We start from the raw sequence: 13,729 nt of genomic DNA, 5'->3' as shown, positions 1-13,729 counted from the left end.
GCTGCCCCGCTCCGAGCACCCGGGGGGCGACGCCCACGCGAGGGGCCTCGACACTCTACGTACATCTGGCGCCACGCCATCGTGCTGTCGCAGGAGTCGGCTACTCTGGCACAACGCCCAGTGGAGGAGCCCGGATTGACCAAGCCGACCGGATCAGGGAGCGCGCGCTCTCTCCTGCTCACCGTGCTCGGTGAGTACGTGCTGCCGCGGGACGCCCCCGTGTGGACCTCGGCGCTGTTGCGCGTCCTCGACGGGCTCGGTGTCGAGGAGAAGGCGGCCCGCCAGGCGCTGAACCGGCTGTCGGCGAGTGGCCTCGTCACCGCCGAGCGGTCCGGGCGGCGGGTGCGCTGGGCGCTGACCGAGCACGGCAGGACGCTGCTGAGCGAGGGCGCCGAGCGCATCTACTCCTTCGGGCGGGCGCGGTCGAGCTGGGACGGCCGCTGGCTGGTGCTGCTCGTCAGCGTCCCGGAGACCAGGCGCGAACTGCGCCACCGGCTGCGCACCCGGCTGACGTGGGTGGGTCTCGGCAGCCCCGCGCCGGGCCTGTGGGTGGGCCCGCACACCTCCCGCGAGGCGGAGGCCAAGCAGGTGGTGGAGGAGCTGGGGCTCGGGCCCGAGGTGTCCTCGTTCTGCGGCCCCTTCGCGGGCATCGGCTCCGAGCGGGACATGGTGGAACAGGCGTGGCGGCTCGGCGATCTGGCCGAGGAGTACGCGGAGTTCGTCCACTCCTTCGCCGGCATGCGGGTCGAGTCCGGCACGGACACCCTGCTCGCGCAGGTCCGGCTCGTGGACGCGTGGCGCCGCTTCCCGGCCCTCGACCCGCAGCTGCCGCTGGAGCTGCTGCCGCCGCACTGGATCGGCGTGCGCGCCGCGAACCTCTTCACCGAACTCCACGAGCGGTGGCACCCGACGGCGCAGATCGCGTGGGACCGGCTGACCGCCGACGTCACACCGTCGGCTTGAGCCGGTACACCTGCGCCGCGTTGCCCGCCAGGACCAGCCCCGTGGTCGTCGCGTCCGGACACAGCGCCGCGACGGCGCGGGCGTTGCGCGCGATGCCCGGGACGCCCGGCCAGTCGGTGCCGAAGATCATGCGGCGGGTGAGGCGGGCCCAGTCGTGCTTGCCGTAGTAGGTGCGCAGCCGGGACGGCGGCAGGCCCGACAGTTCGATCCACACCCGCTCGTTGGACAGCGCCATGAAGGCCGCCGCGTCGTACCACCAGCCGCGCCCGCCGTGGGCAAGGGCCACGTCCAGGTGCCGGAAGTCGCGCAGCACGTCGTCCAGGAACAGCGGGTCGGCGTACTTGTTGAGCGCACCTGGGAACGTGCTCGTGCCGCAGTGCACGACGAGCGGAACGCCCGCCGACTGGCACAGCTCGTACGCCGGGTAGAGGCGCCGGTCGTTGGCGGCGACGCCCGCGTGCACGGGGTGCAGCTTGCAGGCGACCGCGCCCAGGTCGAGCTGGCGCCGCAGCTCCTCCTCGATCGGGTAGTGCAGGTGCGGGTTGATGTTGGCGATCGGCTTGGCCCTGGACGGGTCGTAGGCCGTGATCGGCAGCAGGTCCTCGATCGGCTGGATGCCGGTCGTGCGCGGGCTGTACTCCGACAGCAGGAGCGCGATGTCGACGCCCTCGGAGACGAGGTGACGGTGGAACGCCTCGGGGGACACCGTGTCGCCGTCGTACACGCGGGCGAGGAGATCGTGGTCGGCGACGCCCTGCGTCCACTCCTCGTACGTGGGTTTCAGCGTGGACAGGCGTGCCGGGTGCAGGTGGACGTCGATCAGCGGGTGGCCGTCCAGCATCAGGTCTCCTCGTGCCGTTCCCGGGAGGCGGTCAGGTCGCCGGTCGCGCGGGCCCTCAGCTCCACGCGGCGGATCTTGCCGGTGGCGGTCGTCGGCAGTGCCTCGGTGAACAGCACGTGCCGGGGCCGTTTGAACGAGGGCAGCCCACCGCGGCAGTGCGCGATGAGTTCCGCCGCGGTGGCGTCCAGCCCCGGCGTGGTCACGACGTACGCGACGGGTTTCTCCAGGCCGTCCGTGTCCCTCGCCGCGACGACCGCCGCCTGGGCGACGGCGGGGTGTTCGAGCAGCCGGGCCTCGACCTCGGCGGGGGACACCCAGATGCCACCGGCCTTGAGCATGTCGCCGGTGCGGCCCAGACAGGTGAAGCAGCCGTCCTCGTCGCGTACGTAGGTGTCTCCGGTGCGCAGCCACTCGCCGCGGAACACCTGGCGGGAGGCGTCGTAGCGGGACCAGTAGCCGGTGGCGACGGAGCGGCCGCGCACATGCAGGGTGCCCGGTGTCCCGGTCGGTGTCTCACGGTCCTCGTCGTCGAGGACGCGCAGCTCGTAGCCGGGCACCGGGCGGCCGGTCGTGCCCGGACGGATCGCACCGGGCGCGTTGGAGAGGAAGATGTGCAGGGTCTCGGTCATGCCGATGCCGTCGATGATGTCGACACCGAAGCGCTCGCTCCAGCGGAGTTGGAGCGCGGCGGGCAGCGGCTCTCCCGCGGAGGCCGCGAGTCTGACACCGGCGAGCGCGTCGCCGGGCAGCTCGGCGCGGAGCATGTGGGCGAAGAACGTCGGCCCGGCGAAGAACAGCGTTGCGCTGTGCTCGCGGGCCCGCTCGGCGAGCAACTCCGGGCGGGAGGGCGCCGGTTCGAGGATCGCCGCCGCGCCCACCGCGAGCGGGAACAGCACGCTGTTGCCGATCCCGTACGCGAAGAACGCCTTGGCCGCCGACAGACACCGGTCGCCCGGCCGGATGCCGAGGACCCGGGTCGCGTACGTCTCGCAGACCTCGGCGACGGCGCCGTGCCGGTGCATCGCGGCCTTCGGTGTGCCCGTGGTGCCGGAGGTGTAGAGCCAGAAGCCGGGGGAGTCGGCCGTGGTGGCGTACACCTCGGGGTCCGGGTCGGCGCGGGCCAACTCCCGCAGCCGGTGCACCGGGAGGGTGCCCGTGCACGTGACACCGTCCCCCGCGAGCAGCCCCCGCAGCTCCGGCGCGTCCGGCACCGCCTTGTCGGCCACCGCCGCGTACGCGGAGCCGACGGCCAGGTACGCGGCCCGCGCGTCCCGCAGCAGCTCGGCGAGGTCGCCCGCGTGCAGCATGGTCGACACCGGCACCGGGATCGCACCGACGCGGAGCGCGGCGAGGAAGACGGTGACGAAGTCGGGGGAGTCGGCCATGAACAGCATCACGCGCTGTTCGGGCCGCAGCCCGATCGCGCGCAGTCCGTTCGCCGTGCGGCACACCCGGTCGTGCAGCGCGGCGTAGCTCAACTCGCCCTCGGGACCGGTCAGCGCGAGGCGGGCGCCGTCCCCGTGGTCGAGCCGGCGGTCGAGCAGATAGCGGCACGCGTTGAAGGGTTCGCTCATCGTCGGCTCCCCGGATCGTCGGCTGCGTCGTCAGGCGAGGTGCACGTACTCGTAGTCGAACGGCTTGCCGTTGATGCCCTGGCGCGGCGGCGCGATCCACGAGGCGATCCGGCCCGGCTCGTGCACGGGACGCATCAGCGAGCGGATGTACGTCTTGTCGACCTCGGTCGGCAGCCAGGCACCCTTGCCGTCCTGCCACGCGTTGGCGGTGAGGACCGTGCCGTCGGGGGCCGTCTCGACCGCGGCGAAGGCGCCGACCTTCCGGTTGAACGCGATGTGCGGCAGATACAGCCGCCGGTCGATCCCCGCCTCGTCGAGCAGGCGGTTCCAGCGGTTCAGGCCGCTGTGGCAGTCGCGGATGTACTCGCGGCGCAGATCGGTGTTGAGGCCCACGAGCGCCGCCACCTCCCGCTGCCCGGCCGCGCCCTCGACCAGCGCGTCCACCAGGAACGAGTCGTCGGTCAGGGTGTGGTCGTCCTTGCGGCGCTCCTCGCCCCAGCGGCCCTTGAGGCCCGAGGTGTAGTAGTTGGCGACGTTCGTCGACGTCTCCGAGCCGAAGAGGTCCAGCGAGACCGAGTAGTGGAAGTTGATGTACTTCTGGATGGCGTCCAGCGGGATGCCACCGGCGGCCGTCACGTCCTCGGTGTCGTGCTCGCGCATCAGCTCGGCCGTGCGCAGCACCACCCGGTCGATGCCGGTGGTGCCGACGAACATGTGGTGCGCCTCCTCCTTGAGCATGAACTCACAGGTGCGCGACAGCGGGTCGAAGGCCGACTCCTTGAGCGTGCCCAACTGGTACTTGCCGTCGCGGTCGGTGAAGTACGTGAACATGAAGAAGGACAGCCAGTCGGGCGTCTCCTCGTTGAACGCGCCCAGGATGCGCGGCGATTCGTCGCTGCCGGAGTTGCGGTGCAGCAGCTCCTCGGCCTCCTCGCGGCCCTCCCGGCCGAAGTGGGCGTGCAGCAGATACACCATCGCCCACAGGTGCCTGCCCTCCTCCACGTTCACCTGGAAGAGATTGCGCAGGTCGTAGAGGCTGGGCGCGGTGGCACCCAGGTTGCGCTGCTGCTCGACGCTGGCCGGTTCGGTGTCGCCCTGGATGACGATGAGGCGCTGGAGATCGGCCCGGTACTCGCCCGGCACCTGCTGCCACGCGGGCTCACCGCGGTGCGCGCCGAAGGCGATCCGGCGGTCGGGCTTCGGCTCGGCGAGGAAGACACCCCAGCGGTAGTCGCGCATGGCCACGTGCCCGAAGCGCGCCCAGCCGTCCCGGCCGACGTCGACCGCCGTGCGCAGATACACGTCGTCGGTGGGAAGGGTGGGGCCCATGGAGTCCCACCAGGTGAGGAAGTTGGGCTGCCAGGACTCCAGGGCCCGCTGGAGCCGGCGGTCCTCGTGCAGGTCCACATTGTTGGGGATCTTGTCGGTGTAGTCGGCGGTGAGCGCCATCGTCACACCCGCTTCCGGTCGAATTCGGCGCGCCGTCCGGTGCCGTACCTGCGCAGGGCCCCCTCGGGTCCCGAGGCGTTGGGGCGGTTGAAGATCCAGTTCTGCCAGGCGGTGAGGCGGCCGAAGATCTTGGTTTCGAGGGTCTCGGGGCCCGCGAAGCGCAGGTTCGCCTCGAGTCCCGTGAGGGCGTCCGGGCTGAATCCGGCCCGCTCCTCCAGGCAGATCCGCACCTCCTCGTCCCAGTCGATGTCGTCGGGGGCGAACGTGACCAGGCCGAGCCGCTCGGCCTCCTCGGCGTCGAGCGGCCTGCCCTCGGCGGCCCGCGCCTGGGCCAGGGACTCCGCGTCGCCGAGGAACCGGGTCTCCAGACGGCTCAACCCGTTGCTCATGGGCAGTGGACCGAGGTTCATCGGGCCGACGACGAGCGCGGCCGGTTCCGCGTCCGGGGCGATCTCCTCGAAGACACCGGCCAGTTGGAAGGACCGATCGGCCGCGAGCACCGTCTCCAGGAGCGTGCCGGCGAAGCAACTGCCGGGCTCGATCAGGGCGATGAGGCTGCGGCTGCTCAGGTCGAGGCGCTTCAGCGTGCGCTTGAGGAAGAGCGTGATCTCGCGGGCGAGCCAGTCGTTGTGGTGGGCGAGCAGCAGGGCGTCGTGGCCGAGGGCACGGGTGGCGTCGCCCCGGCTGCGTACGACCCAGGTGCCCAACTCCGGTTCGTTGGTGCGCAGATCGAGCACGAGGTCGTCGAGCTCGCGGGCCAGGGCGAGGGGCCAGCTCGCGTCGCCCAGCCGGTGCAGGGCGGCGAGGTCGGCCGGCGCGTCCTCCCGCGGGCCTTCGAGGGTGATCTCCACGGTGCGGCGGGCGCGGTCGAGGGCCGCGTGCACGTACCGGTACCCGATCCGGTCCTCGGTCCGGGTCTTCTCCAGCGGGGTGAGGCGGATGCCCCGGGCCTCGCCCGCCGGGCGGTCGGAGCGGGCGGCGGCCTCGGCCGCGCGGGCGGCGACGGTGTGCTCCCACTGCCCGCGCGGCACGGCCTCGTCGACGAGGTGCCACTGCGCGGCCCGTTTGCCGCCCACGCCCTCCGGCTTCGTGGCGAAGTGGTCGGCGCGGTCGCGGCGTACGTGCCGCTTGTCGACGAGCCGGGTCAGGCCGCCGGTGCCCGGCAGGACGCCGAGCAGCGGCAGTTCGGGCAGTGACACCGTCGAGGAACGGTCGTCGACGAGCAGGATCCGCTCGCAGGCGAGCGCCAGCTCGTAACCGCCGCCGGACGCCGTGCCGTTGAGGGCGGCGAGGTAGGTCTGGCCGGAGTGTGCGGAGGCGTCCTCGATGGCGCCGCGGGTCTCGTTGGTGAATTTGCAGAAGTTGACCTTCCAGGCGTGCTCCGACGCAGCGAGCATCCGGATGTTCGCCCCGGCGCAGAACACCTTCTCCTTGCCGCTCGTCACCACCACCGCACGCACCTCGGGGTGTTCGAAGCGCAGCCGCTGGACGGCGTCGTGGAGCTCGATGTCGACGCCGAGGTCGTAGGAGTTGAGCTTGAGTTCGTAGCCGGAAACGAGACCGGCCTGCTCCGCCACGTCCATGGTGAGCGTGGCGACGTCCTCGTCGACCTTCAGCGACCAGTGGCGGTAGTGCGTCGGGGCGGTCCGGAACTCGACGCGCATGGCGGTCCCCTTGTCCTCGGATGACACAACACTCCACGCTCGGCTGTAGGAGCGTCAATATCCCGTAGCATGTTTCCTGAGGGGTGGGTCGGTGGCGGGCTTCGGGCAGGCGGGGTCTGGACGGGCGGCGGGAGGCAAAAGGTATGGTCGCGAGCATGACGGCCTACAAAACGGTGAACCCCGCGACCGGCGAGACCCTCGAGGAATTCCCCGAGGCGACCGCGAAGCAGATCGAGGCGGCGCTGGCGGACTCCCACGCGGCGTACCAGAGTTGGCGCACCTCGCCTGTCGAGACCCGCTCCGCGGTGCTGCGCCGCGTCGGCGAGATCTACCAGGAGCGCAAGGACGAGCTCGCCCGCATCATCAGCCTGGAGATGGGCAAGCCGCTCGCCCAGGCCATGGGCGAGGTCGACATCGTCACGAGCATCTACGAGTACTACGCCACCCAGGGCCCCGGCTTCCTCGCCGACGAGGAGCTCTCGGTCAGCGGCGGCGGCACCGCCACGGTGCGCACCGCGCCGCTCGGCTCGCTGCTCGGGATCATGCCGTGGAACTACCCGTACTACCAGGTGGCCCGGTTCGCCGCGCCGAACCTGATGCTCGGCAACACGATCCTGCTCAAGCACGCCCCCAGCTGCCCGCAGGCGGCCCTCGCGATGGAGCAGATCTTCGTTGACGCCGGCCTGCCGACCGGCGCGTACATCAATGTCTTCGCCACCAACGACCAGGTCGCCGACATCATCGCCGACCCGCGCAACCAGGGTGTCTCGCTGACCGGCAGCGAGCGGGCCGGCTCGGCCGTCGCCGAGATCGCGGGCCGCAACCTCAAGAAGTGCGTCCTGGAGCTGGGCGGCTCCGACGCGTTCATCCTCCTGGACACCGACGACGTCGCGAAGACGGCCCGCAAGGCGGCGGGCGGCCGCCTCGGCAACGCCGGACAGGCCTGCAACTCGCCCAAGCGCTTTCTCGTCCAGGAGGGCCTCTACGAGGACTTCGTGCGCGAACTGACCGCGAACGTCGGAGCGGTGCAGGCGGGCGACCCGCTGGAGCCCGGCACCAAGTTCGGCCCGCTCTCCTCGCGCGCGGCCGCCGACCAGCTGCTCGAGCAGATCAAGGACGCCGTCGACAAGGGCGCCACGCTGCACACCGGCGGCGGCCGCGGCGAGGGCCCGGGCGCGTACGTGCAGCCGACCGTCCTGACCGGCATCACGCCCGAGATGCGCGCCTACACCGAGGAGCTGTTCGGCCCCGTCGCCGTCGTCTACCCGGTGGCCGACGAGGACGCCGCCGTCGAGCTGGCCAACAGCTCCCCCTACGGGCTCGGCGGCGCCGTGTGGAGCGGCGACGTCGAGCGCGCCAAGCGGGTCGCCGACCAGCTCGACACCGGCATGGTGTGGATCAACGGCTTCGCGGGCACCCAGGCCGACCTGCCCTTCGGTGGCGTCAAGCGCTCGGGCATCGGCCGTGAGCTGGGCAAGTACGGCATGGCGGAGTTCGCCAACAAGAAGCTGATCCGCGTCCAGGGCTGATCACGCTGCGGCCGCGCCCGCCCCCGTGTGTCAGGGGCGGGCGTACGGCCGGGTCATGATCTCCATGTTGTGCCCGTCCGGGTCGTCGAAGTAGGCGCCCCGGCCGCCGAACAGGTCGTTGACCCGGCCCGGCTCGGTGTGTGCGGGGTCGGCGTAGTACGTCACCCCGACCGTCTCCAGACGGTCGATCATCGCGTCGAACTCCTCGTCGGGCACGAGGAAGGCGTAGTGCTGCGCCTGGATCGGCTCGTCCCGCTTCTCGTAGTAGTCGAGCGTCACGCCGTTGCCGAGATCGACGGGCAGGAACGGCCCGAACGGGGCGCCCACCTTCAGGCCGAGGATCGCGGCGAGGAACTCGGCGGACAGGTGCCGGTCGCTCGCGTAGACGGCGGTGTGGTTCAGCTGGACATGCATCAGTGGTGTGTCTCCGGTCTCGGGATCCGCAACAGGGGATCCGGCGCCGCGCGTGGACGCCGGGCGGGCAGGGACGCGGAGAAGAACGGCGGGCCTCTCGCCCGCCCCGTGCTCACGCCGGGGCCGGGAGCCTCACTCGTGCATGGCCCAAGGCCGACCCGGTCGTCACATCCGTGACCCTAAAGCCGGTCACCGACAGGGGACAACACTATTTCCGGCGGCGGAAGAACAGCCACACCCGGGTGACCATGAGACCGAGGACCACCACGGCCGCCGTGATCCGCAGCCAGCGCGGGACCGCGTCCAACTCGGGCAGGAACAGGGCGAGCGGCGTCATGGACACCACGCCTCCTCGTATGCGGCATATCGGGTGCGGAGCCGCGAATGTATCAAGTCGTATCCCGTGCGACCTCGACGACGCCTTGGTGCGGCTCCACGGGGCGACCGCCCTCAGATCACCTTGCGGCGCACCAGCGCGGCCAGCACCAGGGCGCCGGGCAGCAGCGGCCCCCAGACCGTGAGCAGCCGGAAACCCACGACTGCCGCGGTCGCCTCGACGACCGGCGAGCCCGCGCCCACGAGAGCTATGACAAGAGCCGCTTCGACGGACCCGATCCCGCCCGGCGTCGGCACCACCCCGGCCACCGCCGAGGCCGCCAGATACGCGAGCGCGATGTCGAGCGACGGCACCGGCACCTGCAAGGAGCGCGCCACCGCGACCATGACGGTGGCCTGCAACGCGGGAAAGCCGACCGCCCCGCACCACAGGGCCAGCGCACGGGCCGGCCGGGCGTGCAGGGCCCGCACATCGGTCAGCGCGGTCGCCAGGAAGTCCCGGACGGCGCCGCGCAGCGGCCGTACCCACCACAGCACCCCCGCCGCGACGGCGACCACCGCGACGAGCACGAGCACCGCCAGGCCGCCCCGCTCGGCCGGCATCAGACCGCCCAGCGCCAGCGTGTCCGGCGAGGCCGCCATCAGCGTGATCAACAGGGCGTACCGGCCGATGGGCTGCGCCAGCGAGTACAGCGCCAGCGCCGCGCACGCGCGGGTCGCCGAGATCCCGCACGAGCGCATGAACCGGAGCGTCACCACGTGCGCACCGAGCCCCGCGGGCAGCAGATGATTCGCGGACCCCGCGGCGACCTGCGAGGCGAACAGCCGCCCCGCGGGCAGCGGTTCGAGCACCGCGCCCTGCCGCAGCAGACACACCGGCACCCAGCACGCGACGGTGAGCACGGCGGCGGCCAGCAGCCAGCCGGTGTCCGCGCCGCGCAGTTGCGCGAGTCCCGAGACGAACACGGGCCAGTTCCAGGCCACCCATCCGGCGACCAGAGCGAGCGGAACGAGCGCAATCCATTTCCGTACGGGAAGGCGGCGTCGCGGGGCAGTACGCATGACAGGGGCCGGGGGAACGACAGGGGGAATGGCCACGCTTGAGCCGTCCTTTCGGGGCGCGCACAGCGCAGGGCGAGGGGAGGGAGCGGTAGGGGGCCACTACGGTTCTGCCCGCTTTGGTGACGCCGTAGTGACGGGCGCCCGTCAATCCGCGAAACGGCATGGCGCGCGGTAGCATTCTCGCGGCGGTGTTCGCGATCACCGCGCGGCGGTGGGGCCCGCCGTCCTCCAACCGCGGCACGGTCGCCGCCAACGGTCCCTGCTTGCGACGACGCACACCCGTAACCTGTGTGCCCGGCGAGTAGGAGACGTACGTGGGAGAGGCCCGCACCCCGATGCTGAACGAACCCGTCGACCCAGACGTGGAGCTGCGCGCCCCCGCCCCGCGCGCGTCCGCCTGGCGGGGGCAGGGACCCGTGATCGCCGCGGTCTCAGTGGGCGGCGCGGTCGGCGCGAGCGCCCGCTACGGCGCCACCCTGCTGTGGCCCACGGCGAACGGCGCCTTCCCCTGGACGACACTCGTCGTCAACGCCATCGGCTGCGCCGTCATCGGCGTCTTCATGGTCGTCATCAGCGACATCTGGGCGGCGCACCGCCTCGTCCGGCCGTTCTTCGGCACCGGCGTCCTCGGCGGCTTCACGACCTTCTCCACGTACGCCGTGGACCTCAGGAACCTGATCGACGCGGGCCACCCGCGCACCGCCCTCGGCTATCTGGCCCTGACGGTGTGCGCGGCGCTCGCGGCGGTGTGGACCGCGGCGCACCTGACCCGCCGCGTCATCGAACGGAGGCAGCGGTGACATCCGACCGCCCGGCCCGCCTTACGGGCACCGCCCTGCGCGTCTCGATCTTCATCGGCGAGAACGACACCTGGCACCACAAGCCCGTCTACGCCGAGATCGTGCACCGCGCGCACGCCGCGGGACTCGCCGGCGCGTCGGTCTTCCGCGGCATCGAGGGCTTCGGCGCCTCCTCGCTCATCCACACCAGCCGGCTGCTCTCGGTGAGCGAGGACCTGCCGGTGCTCATCGTGATCGTCGACACCGACGAACGGATCCGCGCGTTCCTGCCGCGGATCGACGAGCTCGTCACCGAGGGCCTGGTGATCCTCGACGACTGCGAGGTCGTCCGGTACGTGGGTCGGGAAGCGAAGAAGGACGGGGGCGAGGCGTGAACTGGCTGCTGGTGATCGCGGGCGCGATGCTCGGCGCCCCGCTGCGCTACCTCACGGACCGCACCGTCCAGTCCAGGCACGACACGGTCTTCCCCTGGGGCACGTTCGCCGTCAATGTGACGGGCTCCCTGATCCTCGGGTTCGTGACCGGCGCCGTCGCGGCAGGCGGCGCCTCCTCCCAGGTGCAGCTGCTGCTCGGCACCGGCCTGTGCGGGGCGTTGACGACGTACTCCACGTTCTCGTACGAGACCCTGCGGCTCGCCGAGACCGGGGCGCGCTTCTACGCCGCGGTCAACGTCGCCGGCAGCGTCGTGGCCGGACTCGGCGCCGCCTTCACGGGCGCGGCACTCGCGGCGGCCCTCTGGGCGTGAGGGCGGCTCAGGCCGCGACGGCCAGCCGCTCCACCGGGTACGAGCGGTGCGGGGCCACGACGCCCCCGTCGGGCCGCAGCTCACCGGTGTCGTCGAAGACGATCGTGCCGTCGCAGCGCAGGCTCCAGCCCTGCTCGGGGCGGGCGGCGACGACATGCTCGGGGTTCGGGCACGCGGGGTGGTGGAAACACATGGCGAACCTCCGGTCGGCCGGTGGGGCGGTCCTTGAGGGCTGCCTCCATGCTTCGACGATGCGCCCGCCGGGCCCCGCGAACCAGGCCCCGGCGCCGAATGTGACAGCTCCCGGACACTCCCGGAACCGTTCCACGACCGCCGCCCGCCACCGGGCCCCGTAAGGGACGCGTCAACGCCGTAAGAGACGCGTCAAGGGCACGAGCGGCGCCGTATGGGAGCCGTCAACGGACCGCGAAACCCGCCCTGACCGGGGGTTTCCTCTGAGTGTCAGTACCAAGCCAAGAACATCACCCAGGGAGCTCACGATGGCCGACGTGGCCTTCGTCGTCACCACGATCGCGGTCTTCGCGCTGGTGGCACTCGTCGCCAAGGGGGTGACCAAGCTGTGACCGCCGAGAACATCGTCGGCCTCGTCGTGGCCGTCGCCCTCCTGGGCTATCTCGTCCTCGCCCTCATCTACCCGGAGAGGTTCTGAGTACAGAAATGAGCCCCGAACTCGCCGGAGTGCTCCAGCTGCTCGCGCTCATAGCCGCGCTGGCACTGGCGTACCGACCCCTCGGCGACTACATGGCCGGGGTCTACTCCTCCCCGAAGCACCTGCGGGTGGAGAAGTGGATCTACAAGGGCATCGGCGCCAACCCGGACACCGAGATGCGCTGGACCGCCTATCTGCGCGGCGTCCTCGCCTTCTCGGCCATGAGCGTCCTGTTCCTCTACCTGCTCCAGCGGATCCAGGGCAGCCTGCCGGGCTCGCTCGGCTTCGCCTCGATCGACCCGGACCAGGCGTTCAACACGGCGGCGTCCTTCGTCTCCAACACCAACTGGCAGTCGTACTACGGCGAACAGGCCATGGGCCACGTCGTGCAGACCGCCGGGCTCGCCGTGCAGAACTTCGTCTCGGCGGCCGTGGGGATCGCCGTGGCGGTCGCCCTCGTCCGCGGCTTCGCCCGTTCCCGCACCGGTGAACTCGGCAACTTCTGGGCCGACCTGGTGCGCGGCGTCATCCGGATCCTTGTCCCGATCGCCGTGATCGGCGCGCTGGTGCTCGTCGCCTGCGGCGCCATCCAGAACTTCTCCGGCATCCACTCGGTGGGTCAGTTCATGGGCGGATCGCAGCAGTGGAACGGCGGCGCCGTCGCCTCCCAGGAAGTCATCAAGGAGCTGGGCACCAACGGCGGCGGCTACTTCAACGCCAACTCCGCCCACCCCTTCGAGAACCCCACCGCGTTCTCGAACCTCTTCGAGGTCTTCCTGATCCTGCTCATCCCGTTCGCGCTGACCCGCACCTTCGGCACCATGGTCGGCTCGGTCAAGCAGGGCTACGCGATCCTCGCCACGATGGCCACCATCTGGATCGGCTTCGTCGCGCTGATGATGTGGACCGAGTTCGCCCACCACGGCCCGGCCTTCGAGGCGGCCGGCGGTGCGATGGAGGGCAAGGAGACCCGCTTCGGTATCGGTGCGTCGGCGATCTTCTCGATCTCCACGACGCTCACCTCCACCGGCGCGGTGAACTCCTTCCACTCCTCCAACACCGGCCTCGGCGGCGGCCTCAACCTGCTCGGCATGCAGCTCGGCGAGCTCGCGCCGGGCGGCACCGGTTCCGGCCTCTACGGCATGCTGATCATGGCGATCATCGCGGTGTTCATCGCCGGCCTGATGGTGGGCCGCACGCCCGAGTACCTCGGCAAGAAGATCGGCACCCGCGAGATCAAGTTTGCGGCCTGCTACATCCTCATCACCCCGGCCCTCGTGCTCGTCCTCACCGCCGTGTCCATGGCCCTGCCGACGCCGCCGAACTCCATGCTCAACCCGGGCGCGCACGGCTTCTCCGAGATCCTGTACGCCTACACGTCCGGCGCCAACAACAACGGCTCCGCCTTCGCCGGACTGTCCGCCGACACCCAGTGGTTCAACACCACGATCGGCCTCGCGATGCTGCTCGGCCGCTTCCTGCCGATGGTGTTCGTGCTCGCGCTCGCCGGTTCGCTGGCCGAGCAGCGGCCCGTCCCGGCCACGGCGGGCACCCTGCGCACCAACAAGCCGCTCTTCACGGGCCTGTTGGTCGGCACCCTCCTGATCATCACCGGCCTGACGTACTTCCCGGCGCTCGCGCTCGGCCCGCTCGCGGAAGGGCTCGCGTCATGACCGTACGTA

The 13,729-nt window shown here is 71.2% G+C and carries 15 protein-coding genes; 7 read left to right on the top strand and 8 right to left on the bottom strand.

The features are described from left to right. The first annotated feature begins 135 nt into the window (after nucleotides 1-135). Nucleotides 136-963: a PaaX family transcriptional regulator C-terminal domain-containing protein gene (locus ACIA8D_RS06745; protein WP_399229362.1), complete on the top strand. Its 828-nt coding sequence runs from the start codon at nucleotides 136-138 to the stop codon at nucleotides 961-963. Here the strand turns inward: ACIA8D_RS06745 and ACIA8D_RS06740 are convergent. The 4 genes from ACIA8D_RS06740 to boxC are packed head-to-tail and all read right to left on the bottom strand — an operon-like array spanning nucleotide 947 to nucleotide 6,491. Beyond that, nucleotides 947-1,804 (bottom strand): amidohydrolase family protein, encoded by an 858-nt coding sequence (locus ACIA8D_RS06740; protein WP_399229360.1) that lies wholly within the window; start codon nucleotides 1,802-1,804, stop codon nucleotides 947-949. The genes ACIA8D_RS06745 and ACIA8D_RS06740 overlap by 17 nt on opposite strands. Continuing rightward, a complete protein-coding gene (locus tag ACIA8D_RS06735) occupies nucleotides 1,804-3,378 on the bottom strand; it encodes a benzoate-CoA ligase family protein (RefSeq protein ID WP_399229358.1) in 1,575 nt (524 codons plus the stop codon). Before ACIA8D_RS06735 ends, ACIA8D_RS06740 begins: the two co-directional genes overlap by 1 nt. A 30-nt stretch (nucleotides 3,379-3,408) precedes the next feature. Then, nucleotides 3,409-4,827: a benzoyl-CoA 2,3-epoxidase subunit BoxB gene (gene boxB / locus ACIA8D_RS06730; protein ID WP_399229356.1), complete on the bottom strand. Its 1,419-nt coding sequence runs from the start codon at nucleotides 4,825-4,827 to the stop codon at nucleotides 3,409-3,411. 2 nt (nucleotides 4,828-4,829) lie between these two features. Continuing rightward, nucleotides 4,830-6,491 (bottom strand): 2,3-epoxybenzoyl-CoA dihydrolase, encoded by a 1,662-nt coding sequence (gene boxC / locus ACIA8D_RS06725; protein WP_399229354.1) that lies wholly within the window; start codon nucleotides 6,489-6,491, stop codon nucleotides 4,830-4,832. Nucleotides 6,492-6,646: 155 nt separating this feature from the next. Between boxC and ACIA8D_RS06720 the strand changes: the two genes are divergently transcribed. Then, nucleotides 6,647-8,020: an NAD-dependent succinate-semialdehyde dehydrogenase gene (locus tag ACIA8D_RS06720; RefSeq protein WP_399229352.1), complete on the top strand. Its 1,374-nt coding sequence runs from the start codon at nucleotides 6,647-6,649 to the stop codon at nucleotides 8,018-8,020. A 30-nt stretch (nucleotides 8,021-8,050) separates the two neighbouring features. On the opposite strand, the gene ACIA8D_RS06715 is transcribed toward ACIA8D_RS06720, so the two are convergent. The 3 genes from ACIA8D_RS06715 to ACIA8D_RS06705 form a co-directional block, all read right to left on the bottom strand. Beyond that, nucleotides 8,051-8,434, bottom strand: coding sequence for a VOC family protein (locus tag ACIA8D_RS06715; protein WP_399229350.1), 384 nt, complete (start codon nucleotides 8,432-8,434; stop codon nucleotides 8,051-8,053). Nucleotides 8,435-8,642: 208 nt separating this feature from the next. Beyond that, on the bottom strand, nucleotides 8,643-8,771 hold the full coding sequence (locus ACIA8D_RS06710; RefSeq protein WP_399229348.1) for a hypothetical protein: 129 nt from the start codon (nucleotides 8,769-8,771) through the stop codon (nucleotides 8,643-8,645). A gap of 113 nt (nucleotides 8,772-8,884) precedes the next feature. Beyond that, complete coding sequence (locus tag ACIA8D_RS06705; protein WP_399229346.1) at nucleotides 8,885-9,736, bottom strand: YbhN family protein; 852 nt, start codon at nucleotides 9,734-9,736, stop codon at nucleotides 8,885-8,887. A 431-nt stretch (nucleotides 9,737-10,167) separates the two neighbouring features. Between ACIA8D_RS06705 and crcB (ACIA8D_RS06700) the strand changes: the two genes are divergently transcribed. Genes crcB (ACIA8D_RS06700) through crcB (ACIA8D_RS06690) form a run of 3 tightly spaced genes read left to right on the top strand, consistent with a single transcriptional unit; the run spans nucleotide 10,168 to nucleotide 11,377 of the window. Further along, nucleotides 10,168-10,632 carry a fluoride efflux transporter CrcB gene (gene crcB / locus ACIA8D_RS06700; protein WP_399229674.1) on the top strand — a complete coding sequence of 155 codons (465 nt, stop codon included), beginning with the start codon at nucleotides 10,168-10,170 and terminating at the stop codon, nucleotides 10,630-10,632. After that, nucleotides 10,629-11,006 carry a DUF190 domain-containing protein gene (locus ACIA8D_RS06695; RefSeq protein ID WP_399229345.1) on the top strand — a complete coding sequence of 126 codons (378 nt, stop codon included), beginning with the start codon at nucleotides 10,629-10,631 and terminating at the stop codon, nucleotides 11,004-11,006. Before crcB (ACIA8D_RS06700) ends, ACIA8D_RS06695 begins: the two co-directional genes overlap by 4 nt. Then, the gene (gene crcB, locus ACIA8D_RS06690) at nucleotides 11,003-11,377 is read left to right on the top strand and encodes a fluoride efflux transporter CrcB (RefSeq protein ID WP_399229343.1); all 375 of its coding nucleotides are present in this window, start codon (nucleotides 11,003-11,005) and stop codon (nucleotides 11,375-11,377) included. The genes ACIA8D_RS06695 and crcB (ACIA8D_RS06690) overlap by 4 nt, the downstream gene beginning before the upstream one ends. A gap of 7 nt (nucleotides 11,378-11,384) precedes the next feature. On the opposite strand, the gene ACIA8D_RS06685 is transcribed toward crcB (ACIA8D_RS06690), so the two are convergent. Then, nucleotides 11,385-11,570, bottom strand: a complete 186-nt coding sequence (locus ACIA8D_RS06685; protein ID WP_399229341.1) for a DUF5999 family protein — start codon at nucleotides 11,568-11,570, stop codon at nucleotides 11,385-11,387. Nucleotides 11,571-11,957: 387 nt separating this feature from the next. Here ACIA8D_RS06685 and kdpF point away from each other — a divergent pair, with 387 nt between their 5' ends. Both kdpF and kdpA read left to right on the top strand, forming a co-directional pair. Further along, nucleotides 11,958-12,047 carry a K(+)-transporting ATPase subunit F gene (kdpF, locus tag ACIA8D_RS06680; RefSeq protein WP_018533641.1) on the top strand — a complete coding sequence of 30 codons (90 nt, stop codon included), beginning with the start codon at nucleotides 11,958-11,960 and terminating at the stop codon, nucleotides 12,045-12,047. A gap of 8 nt (nucleotides 12,048-12,055) precedes the next feature. Then, nucleotides 12,056-13,720, top strand: a complete 1,665-nt coding sequence (gene kdpA, locus ACIA8D_RS06675; protein WP_399229340.1) for a potassium-transporting ATPase subunit KdpA — start codon at nucleotides 12,056-12,058, stop codon at nucleotides 13,718-13,720. Nucleotides 13,721-13,729 lie beyond the last annotated feature (9 nt).

It is taken from the genome of Streptomyces sp. NPDC051684 (assembly GCF_044453445.1).
Classification (GTDB): Bacteria; Actinomycetota; Actinomycetes; order Streptomycetales; family Streptomycetaceae; genus Streptomyces.
The sequence above is the reverse complement of the archived record's forward strand: the minus strand, read 5'-3'. Positions and strand labels throughout refer to the sequence as shown.